Here is a 19,080-nt window from a genome sequence, read left to right as displayed (position 1 = left end):
GATCAGGCCTCTTCGTCCGTCGGCTTCGGGTGGTGCACCGTGATCGACTCGTGGTGCACCTCGCCCGGCGCCAGCGGCTCGGGCGCGGCCTCGTTGACGACCAGCGGCTCGCCGCCACTCAGCGTGAACTGGCCCTTGAACGCGTCGATCGCCTTCTCCAGGTCGGCGGTCGTCGCGTCCTCGAGCTTGCCCGTCGCCGAGATGACCTCGTAGATGCCCGGGTACGAGCGGCCGACGAAGTCCAGGAACTCCGTCTCGAACCGGCGGACGTCCCCGACCGGCACCTCGTCGAGCTGGCCGGTGGTGCCGGCCCAGAGCGAGACGACCTGCCGGTCGACCGGGTACGGCTGGTTCTGCGGCTGCTTGAGCAGCTCGACGAGGCGGGAGCCACGGGCCAGCTGGTCGCGCGACGCCTTGTCCAGGTCGGAGCCGAAGGCCGAGAAAGCCTCCAGCTCTCGGTACTGGGCCAGGTCGAGGCGCAGCCGGCCGGCGACCGACTTCACCGCCTTGACCTGGGCGGAACCGCCGACCCGGGAGACCGACGTACCGACGTTGATGGCCGGGCGGACACCCTGGTTGAACAGGTCCGACTCCAGGAAGATCTGGCCGTCGGTGATGGAGATGACGTTCGTCGGGATGTACGCCGAGATGTCGCTGCCCTTGGTCTCGATGATCGGAAGACCGGTCAGCGAGCCACCGCCCAGCTCGTCGGAGAGCTTGGCGCAACGCTCCAGCAGGCGCGAGTGCAGGTAGAAGACGTCGCCCGGGTAGGCCTCACGGCCCGGCGGGCGGCGCAGCAGCAGCGAGATCGCCCGGTAGGCCTCGGCCTGCTTGGAAAGGTCGTCGAAGACGATCAGCGAGTGCTGGCCGTTGTACATCCAGTGCTGGGCGATCGCCGAGCCGCTGTAGGGAGCGATGTACTTGAAGCCGGCCGGCTCGTCCGCCGGAGCCGCGACGATCGTGGTGTACGCCAGCGCGCCGGCTTCTTCCAGCGTGTTGACGACCTCACGAATGGTCGACTTCTTCTGGCCGACGGCGACGTAGACGCACTTGACCTGCTTCTTCGGGTCGCCGCTCTCCCAGTTGGCCCGCTGGTTGATGATCGCGTCGATGGCGACCGTGGTCTTGCCGGTCTGCCGGTCACCGATGATCAGCTGGCGCTGGCCACGGCCGATCGCGGTCATCGCGTCGATGGCCTTGATGCCGGTCTGCAGCGGCTCCTTGACGGGCTGGCGCTGCACGACCGTGGGGGCCTGGAGCTCCAGGGCACGCTCGCCCTCGGTGGCGACCGGGCCGAGGCCGTCGATCGGGCGCCCCAGCGGGTCGACGACCCGGCCGAGGTACCCGTCACCGACCGGCACCGACAGGATGCGCCCGGTCCGGCGGACCTCCTGGCCCTCCTCGATGTGCGATCCCTCGCCGAGGATGACGCAGCCGATCTCACCGACCTCGAGGTTGAGGGCGAGGCCGAGCACGCCGCCGTGGAACTCCAGCAGCTCGTTGGTCATCGCGTGCGGGAGGCCTTCCACCCGCGCGATCCCGTCACCGGTCAGAATGACGCGGCCGACCTCCTCCCGGTCGGCGGAGGTGGCCTCGAAGGATTCGACGTAGTCCCGGAGGGCGTCGCGAATCTCCTCCGGCCTGATGGTCAGCTCAGTCATCGCTTCGGTCCTTCATTGCTGGGCATGGAGTGTGCGGCCCGAGCATGGGCAAGGTCCGGCCCCGGAAGGGCCGGCTGGTCACAGCCCGGCCTCGGCGAGGCCGGCTGGTTACGGTCCGGCCTTGTCGAGACCGGAGCGATCGAATTCGGGGCGGACCAGAGACAAGGGCCACGCCGCCTGCGGCGGGCGCCGACGGCGGGGCCACGAGTCGTCGTGTTCACGCGTTACCGGGTCAGAGCCTGGCGGGCGGCGGCGAGCCGGCGCAGCACGGAGCCGTCGACCACCTCGTCGCCGACGCGCACCACGACACCGCCGAGCACCGTCGGATCGAGGTCGGCCTGCAGCTGGATCTCACGGCCGAAGTAGCGGGACAGCGCGGCCCGCAGCCGGGTGAACTGGGCGTCGTCGAGCGGCACCGCGGTGCGCACTACCCCGACCACCCGGTTACGCCGCCCGGCGGCGATCCGGCTGAGCTCCTCCAGCCGACGGGACAGGTCACCGAACTCACGGTCGGCGACCGCCTGCGTGGCCAGCCGCACCGTCACCGGGTGCGCCTTGTCCGCCAGCAGCCGATGGACGAGCGCCTCCTTGGCCGACGTCGGCGCGGCCGGGTCGGTCAGCGCGAGCGCGAGCCGCGGGTTGCGGTCGAGAACCCGGCCGAACCGGAACAGCTCGTCCTCGACCTCGTCCAGCGCGCCCGCGGTCTCGGCGTCCACAAGGAGCGCCTCGACCGCCAGCTCGATCAGCCCGAGCCGCAGGTCGATCGCCCGCGACCAGCGGCCGGCGACCGCCGACTTGAGGACGGCGAGCGACGGCGCGGCGATCCGGGTGCCGAACAGCCGGTCGGCGAGTCCGACCCGGGCCGCCGAGGGGGCGCTCGGGTCGTGCAGCGCGCGCCGCAGCGTGAGGTCCGTGCCGAGCAGGTCGGCGACGGCCCTCAGGTCGGACGCGACCTGGCCGGCCGCCGCGACGGTCGACTGACGGGCCGCGGCCCCGCCTTCCGGCGGAACCGCGGTGAGCTCGTCGAGCGTGGCCCGCGCCGCGGCGAGAGCCGCCCGGCTGGGTCCCTCCACCGTCAGCCCCCCGATCCGGCGGGCGCGGCGGCTGCCGCGTCACCGGCGTCGAGCGACGCGATGAAGTCGTCGATCAGCTGGCTGTGCTCGTCCGGACGCGCCAGCTCGTGGCCGACGATCTTGGTTGCCAGCTCCAGCGCGACCCCGCCCAGCTCGCCACGCAGCTGCGAGACGATCTGCGACCGCTCGGCGGCGAGCTGTGCCTCGCCACGGGCCCGGATCTCGGCGACCTCGCGGTCGGCCTGAGCCCGCAGCTCCGCCACGATCTGACGGCCCTGGACGGCCGCCTCGTCGCGGATGCGGGCCGCCTCAGCCCGTGCGTCGGCCAGCTGGGCGCGGTACTGCTCCAGCACGGCCTGCGCCTCGGCCTGGGCGGACGAGGCACGAGCCAGGCCGCCCTCGATCCGCTCGGTGCGCTCGGCGTAGTACTTCTGGACCTGCGGCTTGACCTTCCAGAAGAAGAAGGCGACCAGCAGGCCGAACGAGATGGTGCCGATGATGAGTTCGCCAAGCGGCGGAACCAGGACGTTCTCGTTCGATTTCTCGGCGGCGGCCAGGATGACTGATGTGGCGTCGACGCGCGTCATCGGCTAGCTGAAGACGAAGGGAACGACGAAACCGATCAGCGCAAGGGCCTCGACCAGCGCGAAGCCGATGAGCATGTACCGGAAGGCGACCTGCTCCGCCTCGGGCTGCCGGGCGATCGCCTGGACGCCAAGACCGAAGATGATGCCAACGCCGATACCGGGGCCGATGGCGGCGAGACCGTAGGCCACCGCACCCAGGCTGCCTGTGACCTTGTCGGCCGCGGCCAGGACGAGGGGGGCAGTGCTTTCAAACGCCATGGTCGAGATGTTCCTATCCAATCGGGCACCGGGACTCGGCCGGTGCGGTCGGGGTGTCCGAAAACTCAGGAGTGCGCCGCGGCCGGGGCCAGCACGCCGGGCTGCGCCAGCCCGGGATCTTCGAGGCTGTGGCCCTCGTCGTGGTCGCCGCCGCCGTGCGCGGCCAGTGCTCCGCCGATGTAGGCGGCGGTGAGCACGGTGATGATGTACGCCTGCAGCAGGTCGATGACCAGCTCGAACCCGGTCATGATGATCGTCACGAGGAACGAGACCGCACCGAAGACGTACGGCGGGCGCTGGATCAGGTACTCGGCGCCCGTCGAGAAGATCAGCAGCAGCATGTGGCCGGCGAACATGTTGGCGAACAACCGGACCGCCAGCGTGAACGGCCGCACGATGATCGTCGAGAGAAGCTCGATCGGCGCGAGGATGAGCCGAATCCCGAAGGGGGCGTTCGGCGCCGGGTCGAGCATCTCCTTGAAGTACGCGCCGGCCCCGTTGGCCTTGATGCCGGCGAAGTTGAACATCACCCAGGTGATGAGCGCCAGGATCATCGGGATCGCGATGCGCGAGGTCGCCGGGAACTGGGCCACCGGGATGATGGACAGAACGTTGCAGACCAGGACGAAGCAGAAGAGCACGACCAGGTACGGCGTGTAGCGCGCACCGGACTTGCCGATGATGTCCCGGGCGATCTGGGTGTCGATGAAGTCGTAGATCGACTCCACGAAGTTCTGCAGGCCACGCGGAACGACCGAGGCGCGGCGGTAGGCCAGCCAGAACAGGACGCCGACGAAGAGCGCCGCGAAGATGACCAGCGCGGTGGCCTTGTTCAGGTAAAGGTCGATCGGACCCAGGTGCGCGTCAAACCAGTGCGGCGGGTTGAACACCGCAGTGGTGGGACCCTGGAAGCCCTCGTCACCATGGGCGAGGACGGGCACGCAACACACCTCCATGATCCAAATTCCTACGCACTGTCACCAGGCGACGCGGGCTCGCCCCGGTGGAAAGGGATCCCACCCTATCGGTGCACTCCGCCCGACCGCCCAGGATGTACTCATCGTGACCGAAGCTCGGGCACACGATGTCACAGAAGCGGAAGAACAGGCGACCAGTTGCTGATTGGCATCCGTCGACCGTGTCACCGGAGCCGCCGGGATCGCGACCGAACCTGCCGCTGACGCGGCCGGCGGTCAGTCGACCTCGGCGGACAGACACGCGACCAACATGGTGATCGCGCGACCGTTCGACCGTGTCACACTGACCACCGGAACCGCGACCATCGCATGATCGCCCACCCGTTGGCTGATGTCACGTCTGAAGACCTCCAGAGGCGCGAACACCGTTCGTTCGCGCATCCCTCGGTCGCTCGGCGCGGCCCAGCGGGGACTCGTCTCCACCGGGGGCCGACGGCGTCGGCGCCCGGTACCGCGAATACTATCCACACCTTCGCCTACGCGGCACGCGCTGCGATCCGCCCCGCGTCGGGTTCATCTACACGTTGCCGACACGTTTCGTTCTGTTGTGCCCGTCTTGGCGTAACGCACCCGACCGAGCACGCCGGGCGACCAGACCGGCCGGCACCCGGCCAGCCGAACGCGGCGAGCACCCGATCGAGCAGCTACGGTCAGCGATGCCGCGACGGACAGTCCCCCCAAATGATTACTGTTCGCAACATGGCTACGACACGCCTGTCGCAGGTCGCGAGAGGCCGGCTAGCGGCGCAGCGCCTGGTAGATGACCAGATAGATCGCGGCGGCCAGGCCGAGAACGATGCCGATCGGCAGGAACACGTGGTGCAGGTGGGTGAGCCGGTCGATGCCCCAGCCGACGAAACCCCAGAAGGCGATGCCTGCGCCCAGCGTCCCGACCACGTTCCAGGCCAGGCCCGGGTTGCTGTCCATGTCCGCCGGCCGCCGTGGCCGGCCCGGGCCGCGGCCGGAGTGGGGCCCCTGACCGGTGGGTGAGCCGGGCTGGTCCGGCCCGTCCGAGCGGGGCGGGCCGGCGTCGGCCTCCTGCTTACCGCCCGGGACCTCGTCTTTCGTCATGATGCCCCGGTCACCGGCCCGCCGCGCGTCGCTCCGCGGCGACTGGGGCCGAGGCGGCGGGGCTCTGGTCGGCGCTCGCGGGCCGACCGGCCTGGGCCAGCGCCGCCTGACGGGCGGCGAAGGCGGCCGGGTCGAAGAAGGGCACCCTGGTGTGCGTCGCGACCCAGAGCTCGGCGCCCATCCAGCCGAAGACGCCGACGAAGACCGTCCAGGCGAGCGTCAGCAGGTGGATGGCCTCGACCCCGTCCAGCGAGATCAGCAGGATGCCGAGTAGCCCGATCTGGCCGGTGTACGTCCCGAGCGCGGCCGGCAGCAGCAGGTGCGGCGCCCGGCGGGCGACCAACGCGACGGCGAGCTTGCCCATCGAGAAGAATCCGGCGACGACGGCGATGCCGACCAGCGCCCCCGCTGCTCCCGCCCCGCCGAACAGCGCGGCGCCGAGCGCGATCGCCGGGACGGCGATCACGGCACTGATCACCAGGCCCAGCCGCAGCACCGGCATCCCGATCAGCGCCTGGTCACCCGTTCCCTTCGCCACCCGTGCTCCCCATCCGTCGGCTCGTCATCGTCCGTTCGTCACAGCCCGTCCGTCGTCGGCCCTCGTCCCACGGTAACGGCCAGGACCGGCGTCAGCCTCGGCCGAGCCGGCCAGACCGGTCGCCGCGAACCCGTCAGACCGAGGTGGAGGTGCTGACCGGCGCGGTCGCGGCGGCTCGGCGGGCGGCGCGCTGGCCGAGCAGGAGCAGCGCGACCAGGCCCAGCAGGCCCAGTCCCAGGGTCGCGAGCAGGATCGGCAGCGGCGCGGACGAGAACGACGCGGCCACCCCGCCGAAACCGACCAGCGCCGCCCAGAAGTACATGAACAGCACAGCCCGGATCTGCGACTTCCCGATCTCCAGCATCCGGTGGTGCAGGTGCATCTTGTCCGGCGCGAACGGCGACCGGCCGGCCCTGGTCCGCCGGATGACCGCCAGCCCCAGGTCGAGGAACGGCACCGCCAGCACGGCGAGCGGGATCGCCAGCGGGATGAGGGACGGCAGCGAGCGGGACGGCCCGGCGTAGCCGCCGTAGGCGACCTGGCCGGTCACCGAGATCATCGAGGACGCCGACAGCAGGCCGATCAGCATCGAGCCCGAGTCGCCCATGAACAGCCGGGCCGGGTTGAAGTTGTGCGGCAGGAAGCCGACGCACACCCCCGCGGTCACCGCCGCCAGCAGGGCCGCGGGCGCCGCCCGGGAGAAGCCGTCGACCACGGCGAGCCGGTAGGCGTAGTAGAACGTCGCCCCGGCGGCGATCGCGGTGACGCCCGCCGCGAGGCCGTCCAGGCCGTCGATGAAGTTGATCGCGTTGATCAGCACGACGACGGCCAGGATCGAGATGGGGACGGCGGTCTCGGGGCCGAGGCTGAGCGTCGTCTCGCTGTTCCAGTTGATCGCGAACGTGAACTGCACCCCGAGCTGGACCATCACCGCCGCGGCCACCATCTGCCCGGCGAGCTTGGTCAGCGAGTCCAGCTCCCACTTGTCGTCGGCGACCCCGAGCAGGCAGATCAGCGTCGCGGCGACCAGGACCGCGCGCGGTTCCGACCAGTCACGCGACACCTGGGACAGGAACGGCAGCCGGTCGGCGACCCCGAGCCCCGCGTAGAGGCCCGCGAGCATCGCCACGCCGCCGAGGCGCGCCGTCGGCTTGGCGTGCACGTCCCGGTCGCGCACGCCGGCGACCGCGCCGATGCGCAGCGCCAGCGCCCGGGCGACGGGCGTCGCGAGGAACGTGACGGCCGCGGCGACGACGAAGACGAGCAGGTACTCACGCACGGGTCCGCCCCGTCACGAGGGGACCTCCGAGGGTGCCTCGACCAGCGGGAGCACCGAGCGCAGCGTCGGAAGATCGATGGCGCCGAGCCGGACGACCCGGGGAACGTCGGTGGTGCAGTCGACGATGGTCGACGCCACGCCGTGGGTCGCGGGGCCCGCGTCCAGGTAGACGTCGACCTGCTCACCAAGCTGGGCGACCGCCTCGTCCGCCGTGGTCGCGGCCGGCTGGCCGCTGAGGTTGGCACTCGAGACGGCCATCGGGCCGGTCCGGCCGAGGAGGTCGATCGCGACCGGGTGCAGCGGCATGCGCACCGCGACCGTGCCACGGCTCTCGCCGAGGTCCCAGCGCAGCGACGGCGCTTGGCGCACGATGACGGTCAGGCCGCCCGGCCAGAACGCCCGGGTGAGCTCGCGCACCGGCATCGAGACGTGGCTGACCAGGCCGTCCAGCGTGCGCCAGGAGCCGATGAGCACCGGGACCGGCATGTTCCTGCCCCGGTTCTTGGTCGCGAGCAGGGCCCGCACCGCCGAGGCGTCGAAGGCGTCGGCGCCGAGGCCGTACACCGTGTCCGTGGGCAGGACGACCAGGTCGCCCCGGCCGACCGCGCTCGCGGCCGCCTCCAGGCCGGCCTGGCGAGCCGCCGGGTCCGTGCAGTCGAACCGCCGCATCGTTCGTCCCTCACAGCCATTCCGTCACCGCGACCGCCACGAGGCCCCGCGCTCGGCTCGGCCGGGCCCGCCCGGCGACGCGCGCCGCGGATCTCGGAAGCGCTACGTACGCGCCCAACCTACTGCCTCGCCCGGACGGCCCCGTTCCCCGTGGGTGGCCCGCGCCATCACCCGTGGGCTTTCGCCGGGCCGGCGGGATCCGGAATCCCTACCGACGCGCCGTGACAAACCGGTCCCTACCAGCGAGATCGCGGCGGGTGGCGATCTCGCTCCAGCCACCGGCCGCGGCCAGCAGCGCGCGGATGGCCGCGCCCTGCCCGTCGGCGTGCTCCATCGCGAACAGGCCACCCGGCCGCAGCAGGGCCGCGGCCGCGGCGGCCACCGCGCGCGGACCGGCCAGGCCGTCACCGCCGCCACCCCACAACGCCCAGGGCGGGTCGTGGCGGCCGACCTCGGGCTCCACGACGGCCCGGTCCGCATCGGGCAGGTACGGCGGGTTCGAGACCACCGCGTCGACCCGCCCGACCAGCCCCGCGAGCCCGTCCAGCACGGGCACCTGAGCCCAGGCGCCGACGGGGCCATACCCGGTGGGGATGCCCAGCACGTCAGCGGCGTGGACCCGCACCGGCGGGCCGGTGGCGGCGACGTTGCGGCGCAGGTAGGTGAGCGCGGCAGGGTCGGCCTCGACGGCGTGTACCTCGGCCCCGGCAACCTCGTCGGCCAGCGCCAGCGCGATCGCGCCCGACCCCGCGCACAGGTCCACACAGACCGGGCCGGGGCGCTCGGCCGGCATCGAGGACGCCTCGGCCGCGAGGGTGTCGATGGCCCAGCCGACCACCGCCTCCGTCTCGGGCCGGGGCACGAAGACCCCTGGGCCGACGGCGAGCGTGAGGTGGCGGAAGTAGGCCTCACCGGTCAGGTGCTGCAACGGCGCCCGGCCGGCCCGGCGGCCCACCAGGTCCCAGAACCGGTCGAGCACGTCGGCCGGGACCTCCCGGACCAGCGGGAGCCGGCCGCGGGGCACCCCGAGCACGTGCGCCGCCAGCAGTTGGGCGTCCGTCCGCGGGCTCGCGACGCCGGCCGCCTCCAGCCGGCGGGTCGCCGCCGCGAGCTCGGCCGTCAGCAGCCGGTCAGTCGCCGTCGGAGTCCCCGGCCAGGCGTGCCTGGAGGTCGGCGGCGGCAAGGGCGTCGAGCACGTCGTCCAGATCGCCGTCGAGGACCGCTTCCAGGTTGTGCGCCTTGTAGTTCACCCGGTGGTCGGCGATCCGGTTCTCCGGGAAGTTGTACGTACGCACCTTGTCGGAGCGGTCCATCGTGCGGACCTGGCTCGCCCGGGCCGCCGACTTCTCCGACTCGGCCTTCTCCCGGGCCACCGTCAGCAGCCGGGCCCGCAGGATGCGCAGCGCCGACTCCTTGTTCTGCAGCTGGCTCTTCTCGTTCTGGCAGGAGACGACGACACCCGTCGGCACGTGGGTGATGCGGACCGCGGAGTCGGTCGTGTTGACGCTCTGGCCACCAGGCCCCGACGACCGGAACACGTCGATGCGCAGGTCGTTCGGGTCGATCTGGACGTCGACCTCCTCCGCCTCCGGCATCACCAGCACACCGGCGGCGGAGGTGTGGATCCGCCCGGCCGACTCGGTGACCGGCACCCGCTGCACGCGGTGCACGCCGCCTTCGAACCGCAGCCGGCCGTACACGCCCGGCTGGCCGGGGGGAACCTGGCCGCGGTACTTCACGGCGACGCTGACGTCCCGGTAGCCGCCCAGGTCGCTGGGGTTGGCCTCGAGGATCTCGGTCTTCCAGCCACGCCGCTCGGCGTAGCGCAGGTACATCCGGAGCAGGTCGCCCGCGAACAGCGCGGACTCCTCGCCGCCGGCGCCCGCCTTGACCTCAAGGATCGCGTCGCGGCCGTCGTCCGGGTCGGTCGGCGCGAGCAGCGTGCGCAGCCGCTGGCGCCGGTCCTGGATGGCCGTCTCCAGGTCGGTCACCTCGGCGCGGAACGACGGGTCCTCGACGGCCAGCTCCCGGGCCGTCTCCAGGTCGCCGTTCGCCTGCTCGATCTCGCGGGCCAGCTCGACGATCGGGGCCAGCTCGGCGTAGCGGCGGCCCAGCGCACGCGCCTCGCCGACGTCGTTGTGCACCGCGGGGTCGGCGAGCCGCTTCTCGATGACGGCGTGCTCGTCGAGCATCCGCTCCAACGCCGAAGCCATCAGTTACCTCTTCACAGCACAAGTAGGAAGGCAGGACCAAAGCAAGCGGCGCCCGCCCGTGACCCGGACGAGCGCCGCGCGCCTGCCTTACTTGACGCCAGTGGCCTTCTGGCCGGGCTGGCGCTTGCCGAAACGGCGCTCGAACTTCTCCACTCGGCCGCCGACGTCCAGGATCTTCTGCTTGCCGGTGTAGAACGGGTGGCACTGCGAGCAGACCTCGGCGTGGATCGTGCCGCCCGCCTTGGTGCTCTTCGTGGTGAACGTGCTCCCGCACGAACACACCACGGTCGTGTCCTCGTACGTCGGGTGGATGTCAGCCCTCATGGTGGTCCCTCTTCTCACGTTGGCCGCCGGGTCGCCGTCGCGTGTCGCCACGGCGTGAACCGGAGCCTGTTACCAGCCCAAGTCTGCCAGACCTTCGACCGAGCCAACGGCGCGCCCACGGCCCGCCGCCAGCCCTGTAACACCGGCCTCCCGCGTCCTAGTCCCGAGGTCCCGTCGGGCGGGACCTCGGGGCCAGGCCGGCGAGCGGCGTCCGCTAGTCCGCGGTCGGCGTCGTCTTCGCGATCTGCATCAGGAACTCGTAGTTCGTCCGCGTCTGCTTGAGCTGGCCGAGCAGGAGCTCGATGGCCTGCTGGGGCTCACGGGTGTGCAGCACGCGGCGCAGCTTGTGCATGATCGCCAGCTCGTCGGGTGCGAGCAGGATCTCCTCCTTACGGGTGCTGGACGCGTCCACGTCCACCGCCGGGAAGATCCGCTTGTCGGCGATCTTGCGGTCGAGCTTGAGCTCGGCGTTGCCGGTGCCCTTGAACTCCTCGAAGATGACCGTGTCCATGGTGGAGCCGGTCTCGACGAGGGCGGTGGCGATGATCGTCAGCGAGCCGCCGTTCTCGATGTTGCGGGCCGCGCCGAGGAACCGCTTCGGCGGGTACAGCGCCGTCGAGTCGACACCACCGGACAGGATGCGGCCGGACGCCGGCGCCGCCAGGTTGTAGGCACGGCCGAGCCGGGTGATCGAGTCCAGCAGCACCACGACGTCCTGGCCCAGCTCCACGAGCCGCTTGGCCCGCTCGATGGACAGTTCGGCGACGTTGGTGTGGTCCGACGGCGGCCGGTCGAAGGTCGAGGCGATGACCTCGCCCTTCACCGACCGCTGCATGTCGGTGACCTCCTCCGGCCGCTCGTCGACGAGCACGACCATGAGGTGGACTTCCGGGTTGTTCGTGGTGATCGCGTTCGCGATCGACTGCAGCACCATCGTCTTGCCGGCCTTGGGCGGGCTGACGATGAGCGCGCGCTGGCCCTTGCCGATCGGCATCACCAGGTCGATGATCCGCGTGGTCATGACGTGCGGCTCGGTCTCCATCCGCAGGCGGTCCTGCGGGTAGAGCGGGGTCAGCTTGGTGAACTCGGGGCGGCCGCGGGCCTCCTCCGGGTCCATCCCGTTGATGGTGTCCAGGCGGACGAGCGCGTTGTACTTGTCCCGGCGGGGCTCGCCCTCCTGCGGGGCGCGCACGACACCGGTGATGGCGTCGCCGCGGCGCAGGCCGTGCCGGCGGACCTGGGCAAGGCTGACGTAGACGTCGGCCGGGCCGGTCAGGTAGCCGCTGGTCCGGACGAAGGCGTAGTTGTCCAGGACGTCGAGGATGCCGGCGACCGGGATGAGGACGTCGTCCTCGCGCACCACCGGCTCGTTCTCGGTGGTGCCGCCCTGGCCACGGCCACGGTTGCGGCCGCGCTCACGGAACCGCCCACGCCGCCGGTTGCCGTCCTCGTCGTCATCCGGCTGCTGCTGGGCAGCGGCGCGGGTGCCCTGGCGGTCGTTCGTGCGGTCGGACTGGCGGTCCGGGCGGTCCGACTGCCGGTCGGGGCGGTCGGACTGGCGGTCCGACCGATCGGACTGCTGCCGGTCCTGGCGCGAGCCCTGGCGGTCGGTCTGCCGGCCGTTGGAGCGCTCAGGGCGCTCACCCCGTTCGGGACGCTCGCCACGCTCGGGACGCTCGCCCCGGTCGGCACGCTCGCCACGCTCGGGACGGTCGCCACGCTCGGGACGCTCCGGGCGCTCGCCACGGTCCGCGCGCTCGCTCCGGTCCGGGCGCTCGCCTCGGTCCGCGCGCTCGCCACGGTCCGCGCGCTCGCCACGGTCGCGGCGGTCCTCGCGGGCACGGGGAGTGCTGGTGGTGCCGGTGCTGCCGGTGGGGGCCGCCGCGGCCGGCTGGTCGGCGGCGGGCGGCTCGGTGGTTTCCCGGGCCGGCGCCTCGACAAGCTCGGCCTGCTCGGGGCTGACGATGCCGCGGGTGACGCGCCGGCTCCTGGCCCGAGGCGCGGCCGGCTCAGCGGCCTGCTCCTCGGGCTCGGCGCCGGCGCCGTTCGCCATGGGCGCCAGGCCGTTCTGCACGTTCTGGATAGCGGCGATCAGCTGCCCCTTCCGGAGCCGGCCGGTGCCCTGAATCCCCAACGAACTCGCCATGGACTGCAGCTCCGGCAGGAGCATGGCCTGAAGGCCGGTACCGCTACGGCGACGGCGCGGAGTGGCCGAGCCTGGAGTCGCGTCGTCCGCCGGCACCTGGCCGGCCCCGCCCTCTACCAGCACCGGAGCAGCCGGCGCGGTCGGCGCGAGCGCGGCCGGCTGGCTGACGGGGAGCGGTGCGGGCGCCGCTGACTCACGTGCGCTCTCAGGCAGCACGTCGGTGGTGTCGCTCAAGGTTTTCCTTCCCTGAAGGAACCGGCTCCTCTCGAGCCGGGTGATGCGTATGGACCCCCGTCACCTGGCTCCACCGCCTACATGGCTGACAGGTACGGGAGATATCGCCGCTGGCCGGGCCGAATGACGCGCCCATCGACGACACAGAGGCCGACGGCCGCGAACGAACCCGGAATCCCCGGGGGATCCGGGGGTCGTCGCCCCCGGGAGACATCGCGGGCCAACCCGGAAGACTGACCAAAGGTCAGCGACCAGGCTCACCCGCCACATCGCCGGTGTCGAGCCGAGGCAACGGCGGCGAGGCGCGAGGCACCGGAATCCTGTACCAGGACGGACTAGAGAAAGCTCCAGCCAGACCGGCGGGGCGAGCACGCGCCGCGGCGCGGCGGGTGCAGCCATCAGACTATCCAGACGGAGACACCTCGGCAACAACCTGGGGTTGTCCTGACGCCAAGGTCGCGCTTTCGGCCATCAGCGGGCCGATCGCCGTCCCTCGCGCCTCGGGTCACACAGCTCGTCCCGAAACCGCGGTCCTCGCCTCTTCACCGTACCCGCCGTCTTCGACGTCGACGCGATCGTCGTCGAAGGTCACCCAGGTCACGCCGCAAAACAGGCCGGTTCAGGTCAATGTCCCCGGGCAGCTGCCTGTCACCGAGATCGTTGCCAGCCGCCGGCCACCGCGCCGTGCCGAGCCATGTCGCCCAGCGGCGCGCAGGCTGCCCCCAGCCGAGTTGCCGGAGATCGTCGCGAAGACGACAGCGCCCGCCGCGAGCCGGTTATTCCCTGCCGCGGCCCCGACCCGGCCCGGCCGAGGGGCCCAGCTGTCGCACCCGGGAGCCGCGGTGGCTAACGGCTCCCGGCCGAGATGACCCGGAGGCCGTCACGGTCGACGGCCAGCGGGAGGACCGCGAAGCCAGGGGCGGGCACGCCAACCGCGGTCGCGGCCTGCGCGCCACCGACGGCGAGAGCGAGCACGGTCGGGCCGGAGCCGGACAGCACGCTCGCCACCCCGGCCGCCCGCAGCCGCTCCACCAGAGCCGCCGACTCGGGCACGGCGGGCAGCCGGTAGGGCTGGTGCAGCCGGTCCTCGGTGGCCGCCATCAGCAGCCGAGCGCGCGCGGCGACGGCCGCCGTCGGGTCACCCGGGACACCGTCGTTGCTGGGGACACCGTGGTTGCCGGGGACACCGTGGTTGCCGGCGACAGATCGGCCACCGGGGGCATTTTGGCCACCTGGGGCGCTGACGGGCAGCGTGAGCGCGAGGGCGAGCAGGCCGGCGCGCCCGGCCGAGAAGGCCGCGTCCTCATGGGCCAGCAGTTCGGGCAGCCGGCCGCGCGAGGCCGACGTCGAGGTCCGCACGGACGGTACGAACGCGACCGGGCGCAGCTCGGCGACCGGCTCGGCGCGGTGGACCGCCACGCCGTCAGGTCCGGTCCAGGCGGCGGTGAAGCCGCCGAACAGCGCGGCGGCGACGTTGTCCGGGTGGCCCTCGATCGCGGTCGCCACCCGCAGCGCGCCGGACCGGTCGAACGCGTCGGCCCCGCTGGAGAGGCCCGCGGGTGCGCCCGAGCTGGAGCCACCGGTCTCGGCGGCCAGATAGGCGCCCGGGTCGAGAGCCCAGGCCGCGGCCACGCCGGCCACGATCGCCGCGGCCGACGAGCCGAGGCCGCGGCCGTGCGGGATCCGGTTGACGCAGCGCACGTCCAGGCCCGGCTGCGGCCGGCCCAGCTCGTCGAACGTGGCGCGGATCGCGCGCACGACCAGGTTGTCCTCGCCGTCGGAGACCTGCTCGGCCCCCGTGACGTTGACCGCGAGGCCACGGCGGCGCAGGGTCACCTCGACGTCGTCGTAGTAGCCGAGGGCCAGCCCGTAGGCGTCGAAGCCCGGGCCGAGGTTCGCGCTCGTCGCCGGCACCCGGACCCGGACGCCGACCCGGGGCCCGTCCTCGTCAGGCCCGGAGCCCGCCTGACCCGCGCCGGACGCCGCGTGGCCCAGGTCGGTCGTGCTACCCGGGCCCGCCGCGGAACTGACGGACGAGCGGCCGAAGACCCCGGTCAAGGCCGGGCCTCGCCCGTCACGCCGACCAAGCGGGCTCGCGGCCGCGAGGCCGGCGCGCGACGCGCAGGGCTCACTGCCGCAGCCCGAGCGCCTCGGCCGCGCCGGCGACGGTCGGCCGGATCGTCTCCGGCTTGGCCGCGCCGCTGATCGCCCAGTCCGGGTCCTTCAGACCGTTGCCGGTGACCGTGCAGACGATCCGCTGGCCCGGGTCGATCTTGCCGGCCTCGTGCGCGGCGAGCAGCCCGGCGACGCTCGCGGCGCTGGACGGCTCGACGAACACGCCCTCGGTGCGGGCGAGCAGCCGGTAGGCGGCCAGGATCTGCCGGTCGTTCACCGCGTCGATCAGCCCGCCGGACGAGTCACGCGCGTCGACGGCGAAGTCCCAGGAGGCCGGGTTGCCGATCCGGATCGCGGTCGCGATCGTCTGCGGCGAGGTGACGACGCTGCCGCGCACGATCGGGGCCGCGCCGGCCGCCTGGAACCCGAACATCCGCGGCCGGCCGGTGCCGGCCTCCTTGTCCGCCTCCAGGTAGCCGCGCCAGTAGGCGGTGATGTTGCCCGCGTTCCCAACCGGCAGGCAGTGGATGTCGGGGGCCGCCCCGAGCGCCTCGACGATCTCGAAGGACGCGGTCTTCTGGCCCTCCAGCCGCAGCGGGTTGACCGAGTTGACCAGCGTCACCGGGTAGGCCTCGGCCAGTTCCCTGGCCACCCGCAGGCAGTCGTCGAACGAGCCGTCGAGCTGCAGCAGCCGGGACCCGTGCACGAGCGCCTGGGCCATCTTGCCCAGCGCGATCTTCCCGCTGGGGACCAGGACGGCGCAGATCATCCCGGCCCGGGCCGCGTAGGCCGCCGCGGAGGCGCTGGTGTTGCCGGTGGACGCGCAGATGACGGCCTTCGAGCCCTCGCCGGCCGCGGCGCTGATCGCCATCGTCATGCCGCGGTCCTTGAAGGAGCCGGTCGGGTTCGCGCCCTCGACCTTCAGGTGCACGTCGCAGCCGATGACCTCGGACAGGTGGCCGGCGGGGACGAGCGGGGTGCCGCCCTCCAGCAGGGTGATGACCGGGGCGTCCGCGGGCAGCGGCAGCCGGTCGCGGTACTCCTCGATGATCCCGCGCCAGGTTCGGGGCGCGGCGCGGCCCGGCCCGACGAACGGGTTCGACGCACCCGCGATGTCCACTCCTGCGCTCCCGTTCGTGTGCCCGTCCACCGGCCGCGCCGATGACGTGGTCGTGGCTGACGTGGTCGTGGTGGTCATGGCTCACCTCCCTCGACCCGCAGCACCCCGGCCACCGCGCGCACGATGTCCAGACCCCGCAGGTCCTCAACTGTCGCCGCCAGCGCGGCATCCGCGGCGGCGTGGGTCACCAGCACCAGGCTCGCATCGTCGCCCCGGCCGTCCTGTCGCACGCTGCGGATGGACACGCCGTGGTTGGCGAACGCGCCGGCCACCGTGGCCAGGACACCGGTCTTGTCCGTGACGTCGAGATTGACGTGGTAGCTGGTGATGGTCTCACCCATCGGCAGGACGGGCAGGTCGGCGTAGGCCGACTCCCCCGGGCCGCGCCGGCCGGCGACGCGGTTGCGGGCGACCGCGACGAGGTCGCCGAGCACCGCCGACGCCGTCGGCGAGCCGCCGGCGCCCCGGCCGTAGAACATCAGCTGTCCGGCGGCCTCCGCCTCGACGAAGACCGCGTTGAACGCCTCACGCACGCTGGCCAGCGGGTGCGAGCGCGGCACCATCGCCGGATGCACCCGGACGCTGACCCCGGGCCGCTCGGATGAGCGCTCGGCGATGGCCAGTGCCTTCACGGTGCAGCCCATCGCCTTGGCGCTGGCGATGTCGGCGGCGGTGACGGCGGCGATGCCCTCGCGGTGCACGTCGGCGAGCGTGACCCGGGTGTGGAACGCGAGCTGGGCGAGGATCGCCGCCTTGGCCGCGGCGTCGTAGCCGTCGATGTCGGCCGTCGGGTCGGCCTCGGCGTATCCGAGGGCGGTCGCCTCCTCCAGCGCGTCGGTGAACGACGCCCCGGTCTCGTCCATCCGGGTCAGGATGAAGTTCGTGGTGCCGTTGACGATGCCGAGCACCCGGCGGACCCTGTCCCCGGCGAGGCTCTCGCGCAGCGGCCGCAGCAGCGGGATCGCCCCGGCGACCGCTGCCTCGTAGTACAGGTCGACGTCGGCGGCCGTGGCCGCGTCATGCAGGGTCGAGCCGTCCGAGGCCAGCAAGGCCTTGTTGGCGCTGACGACCGACTTTCCCCCGTCGAGGGCCGCGAGCAGCCAGGAGCGGACCGGCTCGATGCCCCCGACGACCTCGACGACGATGTCCACGTCGTCGCGGCCGACCAGCGCGGCGGCGTCGGTCGTGAACAGCTCGGGGCCGACCGGCACGTCCCGGTCGCGGTCGAGCCGCCGCACGGCGATGCCGGCGAGCTCCAGCGGCTCGCCGACCCGGGCGGTGAGGTCGGCGGCCTGCTCGACCAGCAGCCGCACCACCTCGGAGCCGACGACGCCACAACCCAGCAGCGCGATCTTCATCGGCCAGCCTCCCCCGGTTTCGGCCCGGCGGCGCCCGCGCCGGCCGGATCGTCGACGTCCAGGCGCAGCAGGTCGTCCTCCGTCTCACGCCGGACGACGACCCGCGCGGCGCCGGCGCGGACGGCGACGACCGGCGGGCGGCCGACGTGGTTGTAGTTGCTGGCCATCGAGCGGTGGTAGGCACCGGTGGCGGGGACGGCGACCAGGTCGCCTGGCGCGACGTCCGCGGGCAGCGAGACGTCGTGCGCGACCACGTCACCGGACTCGCAGTGCTTCCCGACCAGGGTGACGACGTGGTGCTCGGCCGCGCCCGGCCGGGAGACCAGCCGGGCGGTGTAGCGGGCGTCGTAGAGGGCGGTGCGGATGTTGTCGCTCATGCCGCCGTCGACGCTGACGTAGGTGCGCAGGCCTGGCAGTTCCTTGACGGTGCCGACCCGGTAGAGGGTGATCGTGGTCGGCCCGACCATCGCCCGGCCCGGCTCGACAGCCAGCCGCGGAACCGCGAGCCCCGCGCTGGCGCACTCCTTGCCGACGATCGTGTGCAGCCGGTCGGCGACGTCCGCGACGGGCAGCGGCGCGTCCTCGCCGGTGTACGCGATGCCGAGGCCGCCGCCGAGGTCGAGCTCGGGCAGCTCGACGCCGTGGGCGTCGCGGACGGTGGCGAGCAGGCCGACCATCCGGTGGGCGGCCAGGCCGAAACCGGCCGTGTCGAAGATCTGCGAGCCGATGTGCGCGTGCAGGCCGACGAGCTCCAGCGCGTCCGTGGCGGCCAGCACCCGGCCGATGGCGTCAAGCGCGGCACCGCTGGCCAGCGAGAAGCCGAACTTCTGGTCCTCCTGGCCGGTGGCGATGTACTCGTGGGTGTGCGCCTCGACGCCCGGGGTGACGCGGATCAGCACCCGCTGGCGGACACCGGCGGCGCGGGCCACGGTGGCGAGCCGCTCGATCTCGGCGAAGGAGTCGAGCACGATCCGGCCCACACCGTAGGCGACCGCCCGGCGCAGCTCCTCGACGGACTTGTTGTTGCCGTGGAACAGCAGCCGGGCCGGCGGGAAGTCCACCGACGCTGCGACGGCCAGCTCGCCACCGGTGCAGACGTCCAGGCTCAGGCCCTCGTCCGCGACCCAGCGGGCCACCGCCCGGCACAGGAAGGCCTTGCCGGCGTAGTAGACGTCCCCGTCCGGGAAGCCGGCCCGCCACGCCTGGGCGCGGGCCCGGAAGTCGTCCTCGTCGAGGAAGAAGGCCGGTGTGCCGAACTCGTCGGCCAGCTCGTCGACCCGCAGGCCACCGACCCGCAGCACCCCGTCGGAGTCGAGCGCGGCCGTCGCCGGCCACACCTGTTCCTCCAGCGGCGCCACGGGTACCGCCACCGGCGTCGTCGCCGAGGCGCCCGAGGCTTGCGACATCACATTCACATCCATTCGGGCCCAGAAGTCACAGTTGGGCCTAGCTGTCAC

Annotated in this window: 17 protein-coding genes; all 17 read right to left on the bottom strand. The window is 72.6% G+C overall.

Features of this window, described 5'->3' with window-relative positions; all coding sequences use genetic code 11:
- Window positions 1-2: 2 nt before the first annotated feature.
- The 17 genes from atpA to lysA all read right to left on the bottom strand — a co-directional run bounded on the left by atpA (window position 3) and on the right by lysA (window position 19,029).
- Window positions 3-1,661 (bottom strand): F0F1 ATP synthase subunit alpha, encoded by a 1,659-nt coding sequence (gene atpA, locus FRAEUI1C_RS04695; RefSeq protein ID WP_013422132.1) that lies wholly within the window; start codon window positions 1,659-1,661, stop codon window positions 3-5.
- 224 nt (window positions 1,662-1,885) lie between these two features.
- Complete coding sequence (locus FRAEUI1C_RS04690; RefSeq protein ID WP_013422131.1) at window positions 1,886-2,734, bottom strand: F0F1 ATP synthase subunit delta; 849 nt, start codon at window positions 2,732-2,734, stop codon at window positions 1,886-1,888.
- A 2-nt stretch (window positions 2,735-2,736) separates the two neighbouring features.
- On the bottom strand, window positions 2,737-3,321 hold the full coding sequence (locus tag FRAEUI1C_RS04685) for a F0F1 ATP synthase subunit B (protein ID WP_013422130.1): 585 nt from the start codon (window positions 3,319-3,321) through the stop codon (window positions 2,737-2,739).
- A 3-nt stretch (window positions 3,322-3,324) separates the two neighbouring features.
- Window positions 3,325-3,579, bottom strand: coding sequence for an ATP synthase subunit C-like protein (locus FRAEUI1C_RS04680; RefSeq protein WP_013422129.1), 255 nt, complete (start codon window positions 3,577-3,579; stop codon window positions 3,325-3,327).
- Window positions 3,580-3,644: 65 nt separating this feature from the next.
- Window positions 3,645-4,535 (bottom strand): F0F1 ATP synthase subunit A, encoded by an 891-nt coding sequence (atpB, locus tag FRAEUI1C_RS04675; RefSeq protein WP_013422128.1) that lies wholly within the window; start codon window positions 4,533-4,535, stop codon window positions 3,645-3,647.
- 759 nt (window positions 4,536-5,294) lie between these two features.
- Window positions 5,295-5,627: an AtpZ/AtpI family protein gene (locus tag FRAEUI1C_RS40745; RefSeq protein ID WP_013422127.1), complete on the bottom strand. Its 333-nt coding sequence runs from the start codon at window positions 5,625-5,627 to the stop codon at window positions 5,295-5,297.
- Window positions 5,628-5,637: 10 nt separating this feature from the next.
- Window positions 5,638-6,165, bottom strand: coding sequence for a Cg1360 family ATP-synthase-associated protein (locus tag FRAEUI1C_RS04665; protein WP_013422126.1), 528 nt, complete (start codon window positions 6,163-6,165; stop codon window positions 5,638-5,640).
- Between the two features lie 133 nt (window positions 6,166-6,298).
- Window positions 6,299-7,444, bottom strand: a complete 1,146-nt coding sequence (locus FRAEUI1C_RS04660) for an MraY family glycosyltransferase (protein ID WP_013422125.1) — start codon at window positions 7,442-7,444, stop codon at window positions 6,299-6,301.
- Between the two features lie 12 nt (window positions 7,445-7,456).
- On the bottom strand, window positions 7,457-8,113 hold the full coding sequence (locus FRAEUI1C_RS04655) for an L-threonylcarbamoyladenylate synthase (protein ID WP_013422124.1): 657 nt from the start codon (window positions 8,111-8,113) through the stop codon (window positions 7,457-7,459).
- A 208-nt stretch (window positions 8,114-8,321) separates the two neighbouring features.
- Window positions 8,322-9,296: a peptide chain release factor N(5)-glutamine methyltransferase gene (gene prmC / locus FRAEUI1C_RS04650; RefSeq protein ID WP_013422123.1), complete on the bottom strand. Its 975-nt coding sequence runs from the start codon at window positions 9,294-9,296 to the stop codon at window positions 8,322-8,324.
- Complete coding sequence (gene prfA, locus FRAEUI1C_RS04645; protein WP_013422122.1) at window positions 9,244-10,326, bottom strand: peptide chain release factor 1; 1,083 nt, start codon at window positions 10,324-10,326, stop codon at window positions 9,244-9,246. The genes prmC and prfA overlap by 53 nt, the downstream gene beginning before the upstream one ends.
- An 87-nt stretch (window positions 10,327-10,413) precedes the next feature.
- Window positions 10,414-10,650 (bottom strand): 50S ribosomal protein L31, encoded by a 237-nt coding sequence (gene rpmE, locus FRAEUI1C_RS04640; protein ID WP_013422121.1) that lies wholly within the window; start codon window positions 10,648-10,650, stop codon window positions 10,414-10,416.
- 214 nt (window positions 10,651-10,864) lie between these two features.
- Window positions 10,865-13,030 carry a transcription termination factor Rho gene (rho, locus tag FRAEUI1C_RS04635; protein WP_013422120.1) on the bottom strand — a complete coding sequence of 722 codons (2,166 nt, stop codon included), beginning with the start codon at window positions 13,028-13,030 and terminating at the stop codon, window positions 10,865-10,867.
- Window positions 13,031-13,876: 846 nt separating this feature from the next.
- Window positions 13,877-15,088, bottom strand: coding sequence for a homoserine kinase (locus FRAEUI1C_RS04630; protein WP_013422119.1), 1,212 nt, complete (start codon window positions 15,086-15,088; stop codon window positions 13,877-13,879).
- A 70-nt stretch (window positions 15,089-15,158) separates the two neighbouring features.
- Window positions 15,159-16,343 carry a threonine synthase gene (gene thrC / locus FRAEUI1C_RS04625; RefSeq protein WP_013422118.1) on the bottom strand — a complete coding sequence of 395 codons (1,185 nt, stop codon included), beginning with the start codon at window positions 16,341-16,343 and terminating at the stop codon, window positions 15,159-15,161.
- Window positions 16,340-17,623: a homoserine dehydrogenase gene (locus tag FRAEUI1C_RS04620; RefSeq protein WP_013422117.1), complete on the bottom strand. Its 1,284-nt coding sequence runs from the start codon at window positions 17,621-17,623 to the stop codon at window positions 16,340-16,342. Before FRAEUI1C_RS04620 ends, thrC begins: the two co-directional genes overlap by 4 nt.
- Window positions 17,620-19,029, bottom strand: coding sequence for a diaminopimelate decarboxylase (lysA, locus tag FRAEUI1C_RS04615; RefSeq protein ID WP_013422116.1), 1,410 nt, complete (start codon window positions 19,027-19,029; stop codon window positions 17,620-17,622). The genes FRAEUI1C_RS04620 and lysA overlap by 4 nt, the downstream gene beginning before the upstream one ends.
- Window positions 19,030-19,080 lie beyond the last annotated feature (51 nt).

Origin of the sequence: Pseudofrankia inefficax, assembly GCF_000166135.1 — a bacterium.
GTDB classification, from domain to species: domain Bacteria; phylum Actinomycetota; class Actinomycetes; order Frankiales; family Frankiaceae; genus Pseudofrankia; species Pseudofrankia inefficax.
Note: the sequence above shows the minus strand (reverse complement) of the source record. Positions and strands in the feature narration are given on the sequence as shown.